Here is a 10211-nt window from a genome sequence, read left to right on the forward strand (position 1 = left end):
CCAGGAGTTCCAGTCTGGGGCGCTGATGGGGCTGCTGTCGCCACTGATCCTGCAACGTCTGGAGAGCGTGTTGACGCATCACCCGGCAGAGCTGACGGGTACTCCAGGTGGCGTGATTGAAAAAGCGGCTGAGCGCCGAGGGGGATTTGACGGTGGCCCGTTCCGGCAGAGGTCTGCCGGAACCATCAAGCAGCAGGTCGAGGAAGACCTCGAAGGATTCCCGGTGTTGCTTGCGAGAAAAGCAAGGCAGAATGTCAGAATAAAGCCGTCTGGAGCGCGATTCTTTTGGGTACACACCTCACTATGGGGCCAAAAGTGCGTTCCAGACATCCTTTTCCAAAACTGCAAGATGTCAGTCAAGCCGCTTAACCTCAACTACGCAATAGCGGGGCAGCCCCAGACCTCGCTCTTCAAACTGGCCAAAAGGGCGTGCACCACCCCATATGGTCAACATATTGACCACTGTCCTCTCCGGCAGGCTACTGTCTGCTTGCCCCGGCCTCATTCACAGCGTCCTCCGGTGAGTAGCTGGCTCGCCCTGTTCAAGGCTGAAAACGCCAATACTTGCAAGTTCAAGGCCCACCACCTCACCCGGTTCGTAGGCCGTGGTGCGCTGGGCCATCACGACAGCGCCGTCCAACAACCGGAAACGGCCCAACATGACGCCCCGCATGGAAGCGTCGCGCTCAAATGTGGCCTGGAGGGCCGCGCCGTGGCTCCTCACTGCCTGTGCGTGTTCCCAGCGAACCGTGACCACCGCCGCGCCGTCGAGTAACGCTGCTGGAGCGCGCCAAGCGCCCAGCCACACCTCCCCAGCCCTGACCTGAGCTGGAAGCTCGTTCAGTCGCCCCAGGGCGCGGGCGGCTCCCAGCGTTGCGGGCGAGTGGTAGACGCGCTCTGGTGAACCGTCATCCAGAACCTTGCCGCCGCCCAGCACGACAATCCGGTCGGCCACCGTCATGGCCTCGTCGGGATCGTGCGTCACATGCAGCGCGGCGCGGCCCTCGGCCCGCAGCAGCGCCGCCACTTCACCGCGCAGCGTCTCGCGCAGCACTGGATCAAGGGCGCTGTACGGCTCGTCGAGCAAGATGAGTTCAGGTTCCACCGCCAGGGCGCGGGCCAAGGCCACCCGTTGCCGCTGGCCGCCGGAAAGCTGGGCGGGTCGGGCTTCTTCCAGCCCGGCCAGCCCCACCGTGGTCAGCAGCGTATCCGCCCGCGCCCGCTGGGCCACACCCGCCCTGCCCATCACCAGAGTCAGGTGCTCTCTCGCACTCAGGTGCGGCCACAGGGCATAGTCCTGAAACACGAAGCCCAGCCGGCGGGCTTCCGGGGGCAAGTGCGCTGCCTCGCGTCCACCGATGGTCAACTGGCCCGCATCTGGGGTCAACATCCCTGCCACCAGCCGCAGCAGGGTTGTCTTGCCGCTGCCCGAGGCTCCCAGCAGCGCCACGATCTCCCCGGCCCCGACCCGCAGGTCAACGCCCTGCAACACCTCGTTGCGCCCCAGGCGTTTGGTCACGCCCACCAGATTCAGGGCGTCCGGGCAGGTCGTGGACCCTGGCGTGGGCACTTGTTCTGTCTTTGGCATGGCCCTCATTTAAGCGCGTCCACGCGGCACCAGCAGAGTAGGCAGGCTCAGTAATAGCAGCACCGTCGCGAGCGCGGCGGCCCCGCGCAGGTTGCCTTCCGAGAGCAGATTGAGAACGCCCACTCCGGCGGTTTCCGCGCCCGGTGCGTACAGCAGCGCTGAGAGTGTGACCTCGGAGAGCGCCAGCGGGTAGATCACCAGAAATGAGGCCACCAGATGCGGGCGGGCCAGCGGCAGGGTGACGCGCCAGAAGGTCTGCCAGCGCCGCACCCGGTGAAGGCGGGCGGCAAACTCCAGATTTGCCGTGCCGGGAGTGGCCGCGCTGCGCCCACCCTCCACGCCCGGCGCGAGGAAGCGCAGCAGGTAGGCCAGCATCAGGAACAGCGGCGTGGCATAGAGCGCGGTGCGCCCGAAGGTCAGGATCAATCCCAGAGCCAGCAGCGTACCCGGCAGCAGGTACGGCAGGGTCAGCAGCCGCTGCGCCGCGCCAGCCAGCCGCGATCCCTGTCCGGCGCGGGCGATCCACAGACCCAGCAGGGCGCAAATGGCCGCCGCAGCGAGGGCCAGCCAGACTGAGTGCCACAGGCCCCGCCGCACGCTGTCCAGAGCCAGCGCCCCGGCGAAGTTCTCCAGTGTGAAGCCGGGGCGGTAGGCGGGCTTGAAGGCCAGCAGCAGCGTGGCTGCGAGTGGCAGCGCCAGCGCGATCAGCGTCCACAGGCTGACGGCTGCCCAGGCCATGCGGCGCAGGCGACGCGGTGTCGGCAGCCCGAAGTCCGATGCCGGATCACCTGCTGGCGCTCTGGGACGGATTAGCAGTGCGGGCAGGGCGGCCACCACCAGTAACCAGGCCACCCCCGAGGCTGCCGAGAGCGGATCGGCCAGCGTGGGGTTAAGCAGCCGGGCGTAGGCCAGTGTGGACAGGGTGTAAATCTTGGCCGGAAAACCCAGCACTGCCGGAACCCCAAAATTGCCCAGCAGGCTCAGGCCGATCAGCACTGCTGCCGCGCCCACACCGGGCCAGATCAGCGGCAGCACCACCCACCGCAGCCCCTGGGCGCTGCTCAGACCGTGGACGCGGGCGGCCAGCAATGGCCCTTCCCCCTGGGCGCTCAGGGCCGCCCGAATGAGCAGGTAGGCCAGCGGAGCGTAGTGCGTCACCCAGGCCAGCTCAATGCCGAACGGTGAGTAGACCGACAGAATCGCCCGTCCGGTGAACACGTTGCCCGGCCCCAGCGCCGCAAGCCAGGCCGTCGCCCCAATGAACGGCGGAATCAGGTACGCGACTGAAATGAGCAGGTCGGCGGCGGTGGGCAGCCGTGCGAGCCAGGTGAGTAGCGCCAGCCCACCACCGATCAGCAGCGAGAGTGTCAGGCCCACGCTCACCAAGCCTAGCGTCGTCAGGACCACATCCCAGTCGCCGCGTAGCACCCCTGGCACGGCGGGCAGACCGCGCGCCAGGACACTGAAAAGAGCGAACAGTCCAGTCGCGGCCAGGATAATGGCTACCCAGGTACCTGCCTTGACAGTAGGGCGTTTCACGCCGCCGCTTGTGCTTGAGGCCGGGCCACTTACTTCAGGTCAAAAAGGGCCGAGAAGCGCTGGCCGATCTCGGCTTTGTTGGCCGCAATGTAGGCCGCCGCGCTGGGCAGGGTCGGCACGCTGGCCGGGACGCCTGCCGGACGGGGCGCGTCCGGCATCACGGGCACATACGAGAGCTTGGAAAAATTCGCCTGGGCCGCTGGCGAATACAGGAACCGCACAAATGCCTGCGCCAGCGCCTTGTTTTTGCTGGACTTCAGCACCCCGATGGGCGTCGGCACCAGAATGGCCCCTTCAGTGGGGTAGACGATCTGAATCGGCGCGCCTTTGGCGGCCTCCCGCCGCAGGGCGTAATCCACCAGCAGCGCCGCGCCGTACTCGCCGCCGATCAGCTTGGTGGTGGTGACCGGATTGGACTGCTCGATCTTCATCCCGTTCTTCGCCAGTGCGTCGAAGTACTCCCAGCCCAGCCGCTGCGCCAGCGTCCCAGCGGTGGAGAGTGCGCCGCCGCTGAACAGCGGATTGGGCATCGCCAGCTTGTTCTGGTAGGCAGGCTGCTTGAGATCGGCGAACGACTTCGGCATGGTCTTGAGTACGTTGGTATTGACGCCGATAACGTTGTAGAGCTTGCGAACCTCGGCATAGGTGCCGCCGTAAACGGCGCTGCCAGGGACATTCAGGCCGCTGAGATCGAGTTTTTCCAGCAGGGTCCGCTTGCTGAGCGTGTCAAAATACGTCTGATCAGCGACCCACAGGAGGTCAGCCTGAGGGTTGCCCGATTCCAACTCGGCATTGAGCTTGGCCGTCACTTCGCCGGTGCCAGAGCGGAAGAGCTGCACGTTGGCTTTTGGGTACAGCTTCTTGAAGGCGTCCACCTGCGCCTGCACATCGGCCTGCACCTCGGAGGTGTAGAGGGTCAGCGTGCCACTCAGGTCAGCGGGAGCAGTCTGTGCACTGGCCAGGCCCAGGCCGGACAGCGCGGCAGTCAGGAACAGTCGTTTCATCTACATGGTCTAACGGGCTGATGTCAGGCGGAGGTCTGCCGTGACATTTAACCTGCTCCCTAGCGAAGGCGGCACTTGTAGGCTTTATTATTCGATTTACGAAGCGCTTGGCACAGTCTTTAGAGACCTGCGATTGGGGATGGCTCGATTTTACCAAGATGAAAATCAATCTCGAAGAGGGCTTGAAATAGAGCATGGGTACCTTACAACTGGCTGACACAGCGCTGATTCAGAACTGACATTTCCAGTCTCCAATGGCTGCGTATGCCCAAATTCTTCCTGATGACCGCCCTCCTGTTTAGCGGAGCCGCCTCTGCCGCCACATTTCAGGTCTATCCCTACAACGGCGCGAAACTGCTGGCCGGACAGAAGTTTGACCTGCGGATCGAGGCGGAGGGCGTTAAAGGATTCAAGGACGCCGCCGTGACCTTGGATGGTCAGGTCGTGTCTGGCTTGACACGGACCACCACCAAGGCGGACAGCGTGGAGTGGACTTTGCGCGGCCAGAGCCTGAACACCGGCACGCACGAACTGGTGGTCAACTTTACCGACGACAATGGCCCGGCCACCAAGAGCGTGCGCTGGTACGCTACGCCGCCCGTGACGGGCAAGGCCAAGAACGTGATCCTGTTCATCGGCGACGGCATGGGCTGGAACACCGTCGAGGCCGCGCAACTGATCGCACACCCCTATAACCCCGGCAGCGGTCTGCCCACCGGCAAGCTGGAAATGATGAGCGGCCTGAGCGGTATGGCGAGTATTACCACCAGCTCGTTTGACAGCGCCCTGGCCGACAGCGCCAACACCGCCAGCTCTATCGCCACCGGGCAAAAAGTGCTGGTCAATGCGCTGAACGTCTACCCCGACAACACCGAGGACACGCTGGACAACCCGCGCATCGAGACCATCACCGAGATTCTGCGCCGCACCACCGGCAAGAGCATTGGCATCGTCTCCGACGCCTTCGGGACGGACGCCACACCCGCCGCGTTTTCGGCACATACCCGCCGCCGGGGCGACTACTCGGCCATCGCGGACCAGTATTTCCAGGGTGGCGTGAAGCCCGATGTGCTGCTGATCGGAGGCAGCCGCGACTTCATTCCGTCCACCGCCCCCGGTAGCCGCCGCAAGGACACCACCGACTGGATCACGGGCAGCCAGAAGCTGGGCTACGGCTTTGTCAGCAGCCGTACTGAGCTGCTGGCCGCCAACAGTGACAAACTCTTCGGCCTGTTCAACATCGACAACATTCCCAGCTACCTGGACCGCGCGCAATACAAAGGCGAGGAAACCGTCAAGAACTTTCCCGATATGCCGTACCTGTGGGACAGCACCCGCAAAGCAATTGAGACGCTGGATAAAAATCCCAACGGCTTCTTTCTGATGGTGGAAAGCGGCATGATCGACAAGTACGAGCACCCGCTGGACTGGCAGCGCGGCGTGTGGAACGTCATGGAGCTGGACCGGGCCGTGGCTTACGCCAAGGAATACGCCAAGACGCACCCGGATACCCTGGTCTTGGTCACTGCTGACCACGCCCACTCGATCAGCACTTATGGGGGTTACGACGCCACCCAGGGACCGGGCAAGCGCGAGGCCGTGGGCGTGTATCAGGACGCGGGCTTCCCCACCTATGCCCAGAAAGACGCCAACGGCATCCCCACCCCCGATTCACCGCGCACCTATGCCGTAGGCTTTGCCGCCCTGCCCGATTACTGCGAGACCTACCTGGGCCGCAAGGTCTTTCAGGACCCCACTGTGAGCAACGGCAAGACCGGCGCGGAAGCCGGGTACGTCCCCAACCCCAAAGTCTGCGCCGAAGGCTCGGTGCTGCGAACGGGTAACCTGCCGCCCAGCGCCAACCAGGGCGTGCATACCGCCGATCCAGTGCCGCTGTTCGCCTTCGGTGCGGGCGCAGAGAACTTCTTCGGCACGATGGATCAGACCGACATCTTCTTCAGCATCTCGCGGGCGCTGGGTGTGGACGCAACGAAGAACAAATAAATCCTGAACCTCCACAAGAGACGGAAGGCGGCCATGTGCGCGGCTTTCCGTCTCGCTTCATGGGCAGCCTGTCACCCGGCTTGACCCCACCCTGACCCACCAGGTGTGCAATGGGGGGATGAATAGACGGACCTTGATTCGTGCGCTCGCCGCACTGCCGTTCTCGGGCTGGCTGGCGCGTGTGGGCGCTGCCGCTGCCCCCCCCGCTCTGAAATTTAATGAGTTGTACGGCAGGGTGACCGTACGCGGCGTGGAGTACAGCGACAAGATCAAGTCCCTCAGCGGGCAGACCATTCAGATGACCGGCTACATGGCCCCGCCGCTGAAGCCCAGGTTGGATTTCTTTGTGCTGACGCGCGAGCCGATGAGTACCTGTCCGTTTTGCACCACCGCCGCCGACTGGCCCGCCGATATCGTGCTGGTGATCATGCCGCCGGGGCGCGAGCTTGACCCCACCACGCGCGGCCTGAACGTGACTGGACGCCTGGAAATTGGCGTCAAGCGCGACGATGAAACCGGATTTGTCAGCTTGGTGCGCCTGTACGCTGATGGAGTGAGCAACAAGGCGTGAGCGCTGCTCTCCGCACCGAGAATCTGAGCGTGCAATACGGGCCAGAGGTTACGCTACGCTACCCGGATCTGAATCTGGAAGCAGGCGTGGCGCTGGCGATCACTGGTCCCAGCGGCACGGGCAAAACGACGCTGCTGCATCTGCTGGCGGGGCTACTCCGCCCGGCCAGCGGCGCGGTCTGGTCCGGCGACTTGAATTTAAACGCGGCGAGTGAAACGGCCCGCGAGGTCTTTCGCCGCCGTAATGTGGGGTACGTTTTTCAGGATTTCCACTTGATGCCGGGCCTGAGTGCGCTGGAAAATGTGGAACTGGGGCTGCGGGTAGCTGGGGCCGATCAACCCCGCCAGCGGGCGCGTGAGGCGCTGGAACGCCTGGACCTGGGCCACCGCGTGCAAAACCGCCCTGGTCAACTTTCCACGGGCGAGCGGCAGCGCGTGGCCGTGGCCCGCGCCGTGGCGCACCGGCCAGGGCTGCTGCTGGTGGACGAACCCACCGCGCACCTGGACAGAAACCGCGCGGGGGCAGCGCTGGAATTGCTGCTGGACGCCGCCGCCGAACTGGGCGCGACCCTGATCGTGGTCACGCATGATCCGCTGGTGGCCGACGCCCTGCCCGCGCGGCTGGAACTGGGGCAGGAGATGGCTGTGGTGGGCGTATGAGATTGGCGCTCTGGACGGCCCTGCGCGGCTTGCGTGCCCGCGCCGGTGTCCTGGCAATCACCGTGCTGGCCGTGGCCCTGGCCACCGCCACCGCCCTGACCGTGCCGCTGGTCACGCGCCAGATTGAACGGGGCGCACAGGATGCCGCGCAGGTGTTCGACTTGCTGATCGCCGCCCCCGGCAGCGCGACGCAGGCGCTGACCTCCAGTCTGTTCTACCTGGACACGCCCACCGGTAACATCAGCGAGAAGCTGTACGAGGAGCTGCGAGACTCGCCGGGCACCCGCCGCGCCGTGCCGATTGGCCTGGGCGACAACCACCTGGGTTTCCCGATTGTGGGCACCAATGCGGCCTTTTTTGACCAGCGCCTCAGGCCCAAAGATCCGCCGTACTTCCGTCTTGCCCAGGGCCAGATTTTTAGCGGGGAGCATCAGATCGTGGCCGGAGCGCGGGCGGCGCGGGAAAGCAATCTGAAACTGGGCAGCACCTTCAAGGGCGCACACGGCTTGGAAGAACGCGAGACAGAGGAGGAGCGCGGGAGCGCCCAGCACAATGAGGCATACACCGTGGTGGGCATCCTGGCCCCCACGGGCGGCCCGGTAGACCGTGCCCTGCTGACGCCCATTGAGACGATCTGGGAAGTGCATGGACAGGACACCCCGGCCACGCGGCAGGTGACGGCCGTGCTGTATGCCGCCGATCAACTGGCAGGCGTTTACGTGACCGCCCAGCGTGTCAACGCGGGCCGGGAGGCGATGGCGGTCTTTCCCGGTCAGGTCTTCGCCGGGGCGCGGGATGTGCTGGCGCAGGGGCAGGCCGCCTACGCGGGGCTGTCGCTGCTGGTGCTGGGCATTGCCGCATTGACTGTCTGGCTGGGCGTGCATTCGGCCACCGTGGAACGGCAGAAGACTGTGGCGCTGCTGCGGGCGCTGGGGGCCGGGCGGAGCACCGTCTTTGGGCTGGTGCTGGGCGAAACCCTGATCACGGTGACGCTGGGCGTGGGACTGGGGCTGGCGTTGGCCGTGTTGCTCAGCGGCGTGGGCGGCACGTTGCTTGGGGACCGCCTCGGTTTTACCCTTGCGCCGCCGCAGTTGACCTGGACGCTGGCGGTGCGGGCGCTGGCGCTGATTCCGCTGGGTCTGCTGGCCGCGCTGCCGCCCGCCATTGGCGCAGTGCGGGTCAGTCCATTGCGACACCTCTAGCGACAGCGACTCACCAAAGGTGTTCACCAAAGGTGTATCAGCACCTGTCGCTGGTGGCCGTGGATGACGCCTACCAGCAGGCAGTCAAGCGGCTGGAGCTGGAGACGTAGTAATAGGGAGCTGAGAACACTGTGCTGGTGGGTGCTTTTTCCTCAGCGGTGTAAAATTTCTGGATCTTGTCGTTATCCAAACAGGGTTTCGATGCGCTCGAGATGCCCTTGCAGGGCTTCGCCGGCGAGGTGGCGGGGCCACTTGGCCAGCCACTCGGCGTCGGAGTGGCCATACCAGGCGCGTTCCGTGTGGAGGGGCAATTCGAGGCCTAGCATGGTCTCGGGATATCCAGCGGGCCCGAGTACTTCGAAGTGTGCGGGGCGACGCACAGAGAGCAGGGCGCAGCGCGCCCGGGTGGATCGCGACGAGCGTCTCTAAAATCGGTGGCCAGGTGCTGGCTGGGGGCCGCTGCTCGCGAGGCGGGTAAGGTCATCCAACGGCTCTGGCGTCCAGGCGCGGGGGGAGGGGGACAGCGCAACACACACGGAGCAGTGTGGTGGCTTCGTGTTATGGGCTGATCGGGATCAGCGAAACGCTCTACCAAGCTCGGTAGAGCGGCGACACCGCCTTCACCTGGGCGGGTTGGAGAGGTCAGGACCCTCAAGGCAAGACACAGCCGTCATTCCCAAGTCAAACGTTATTGTGCGTCACGACGCACTCCGCTGACTGCGAACTGACAGCCCCACCATCTTTTTCATTTCAGATGACTCAGCGCTGACACCAGTTGGGCAGACTCGGGGGCATGAAGAAGACCTTCCTGCTGGGCCTCGCCCTGATTGCCACGACTGCCTCTGCCCAGAGCCTGACCGGGGCGGGCGCGAGCTTTCCGTACCCGCTGTACAGCAAGATGTTCGCCGAATACAAGAAAGATAAGGGCGTGAGCGTCAACTACCAGAGCGTGGGCAGCGGCAGCGGCCAGAAGCAGATCATCGAGCGCACCGTGGACTTCGCGGGGTCCGACAACCCCATGAGCGACGAGACCATGAAGACCGCACCCGCCAAGCTGCTGCATATCCCCACCGCCATCGGCGCAGTGGTGCCCTCCTATAACCTGCCCGGCGTGACCGCGCCCCTCAAGTTCACGGGCAAGGTGCTGGCCGACATCTACCTGGGCAAGATCAAGCTGTGGAACGACAAGGCGATTGCCGCCCTCAATCCCGGCGTAACCATTCCCCCGCTGCCGATCACCGTGGCGCGGCGTAGTGACGGCTCCGGCACCACCTTCGTTTTTTCTGACTATCTGTCCAAGGTCAGTACTCCGGAAGGTTTTTGACGAATGGGGTGGGGATCGTCCATGTTGATGTGTGGCAACAAAACGGACGACCCCCAGCCAGATTCTAGCGGCCCTGCTCCCTGGAACCAGCCTGCGTTCCACCCAGGCCGCCTATCTTCAGGTGCTGTTGGTGCTGTGGCTGGTCGTTCCTGGACGACTGAATTTCACCAATCTGGCCCGCTATGGCGGGCCATCTGAGCGAACCCATCGCGCCTGGTTCCAGAAACCAATGCCGTGGGTGGAGTTGAACACCAGTTTGATCTTGCAGATGCAAGATCAGCAGTGTCTGGGCAGGGAGAGCATCATTGGGATCGACGCAG

Annotated in this window: 7 protein-coding genes and 2 pseudogenes; 6 read left to right on the forward strand and 3 right to left on the reverse strand. The window is 64.5% G+C overall.

From position 1 onward, the window contains the following. Positions 1–505: 505 nt before the first annotated feature. Genes BOO71_RS24270 through BOO71_RS24280 form a run of 3 tightly spaced genes read right to left on the reverse strand, consistent with a single transcriptional unit; the run spans position 506 to position 4131 of the window. Entirely contained in the window at positions 506–1588 is a 1083-nt protein-coding gene (locus BOO71_RS24270) for an ABC transporter ATP-binding protein (protein ID WP_075836832.1), read from the reverse strand. Positions 1589–1597: 9 nt separating this feature from the next. After that, on the reverse strand, positions 1598–3127 hold the full coding sequence (locus BOO71_RS24275; protein WP_083653800.1) for an ABC transporter permease: 1530 nt from the start codon (positions 3125–3127) through the stop codon (positions 1598–1600). Between the two features lie 29 nt (positions 3128–3156). Next, complete coding sequence (locus BOO71_RS24280; protein WP_075836833.1) at positions 3157–4131, reverse strand: ABC transporter substrate-binding protein; 975 nt, start codon at positions 4129–4131, stop codon at positions 3157–3159. A 282-nt stretch (positions 4132–4413) separates the two neighbouring features. Between BOO71_RS24280 and BOO71_RS24285 the strand changes: the two genes are divergently transcribed. From BOO71_RS24285 to BOO71_RS24310, 6 genes and pseudogenes are all read left to right on the forward strand, one after another. Beyond that, on the forward strand, positions 4414–6135 hold the full coding sequence (locus tag BOO71_RS24285) for an alkaline phosphatase (RefSeq protein WP_254843284.1): 1722 nt from the start codon (positions 4414–4416) through the stop codon (positions 6133–6135). Between the two features lie 118 nt (positions 6136–6253). Then, positions 6254–6706 (forward strand): hypothetical protein, encoded by a 453-nt coding sequence (locus BOO71_RS24290; protein ID WP_075836835.1) that lies wholly within the window; start codon positions 6254–6256, stop codon positions 6704–6706. Further along, complete coding sequence (locus BOO71_RS24295; RefSeq protein WP_075836836.1) at positions 6703–7365, forward strand: ABC transporter ATP-binding protein; 663 nt, start codon at positions 6703–6705, stop codon at positions 7363–7365. Before BOO71_RS24290 ends, BOO71_RS24295 begins: the two co-directional genes overlap by 4 nt. Further along, complete coding sequence (locus BOO71_RS24300; protein WP_075836837.1) at positions 7362–8567, forward strand: ABC transporter permease; 1206 nt, start codon at positions 7362–7364, stop codon at positions 8565–8567. Before BOO71_RS24295 ends, BOO71_RS24300 begins: the two co-directional genes overlap by 4 nt. A 793-nt stretch (positions 8568–9360) precedes the next feature. Next, positions 9361–9876, forward strand: a pseudogene (gene pstS / locus BOO71_RS24305) (phosphate ABC transporter substrate-binding protein PstS); the annotation flags it as partial. A 46-nt stretch (positions 9877–9922) separates the two neighbouring features. Beyond that, positions 9923–10211, forward strand: a pseudogene (locus tag BOO71_RS24310) (hypothetical protein); the annotation flags it as partial.

The sequence above is a fragment of the Deinococcus marmoris genome (genome assembly GCF_001949125.1).
GTDB lineage: Bacteria > Deinococcota > Deinococci > Deinococcales > Deinococcaceae > Deinococcus > Deinococcus marmoris_A.

What these genes read in the sequence shown, in the direction of transcription:
- BOO71_RS24270 (WP_075836832.1), bottom strand. Translation starts at nt 1,588, where the DNA reads ATGCCAAAGACAGAACAAGTGCCCACGCCAGGGTCCACGACCTGCCCG.
- BOO71_RS24280 (WP_075836833.1), bottom strand. Translation starts at nt 4,131, where the DNA reads ATGAAACGACTGTTCCTGACTGCCGCGCTGTCCGGCCTGGGCCTGGCC.
- BOO71_RS24285 (WP_254843284.1), top strand. Translation starts at nt 4,414, where the DNA reads ATGACCGCCCTCCTGTTTAGCGGAGCCGCCTCTGCCGCCACATTTCAG.
- BOO71_RS24290 (WP_075836835.1), top strand. Translation starts at nt 6,254, where the DNA reads ATGAATAGACGGACCTTGATTCGTGCGCTCGCCGCACTGCCGTTCTCG.
- BOO71_RS24300 (WP_075836837.1), top strand. Translation starts at nt 7,362, where the DNA reads ATGAGATTGGCGCTCTGGACGGCCCTGCGCGGCTTGCGTGCCCGCGCC.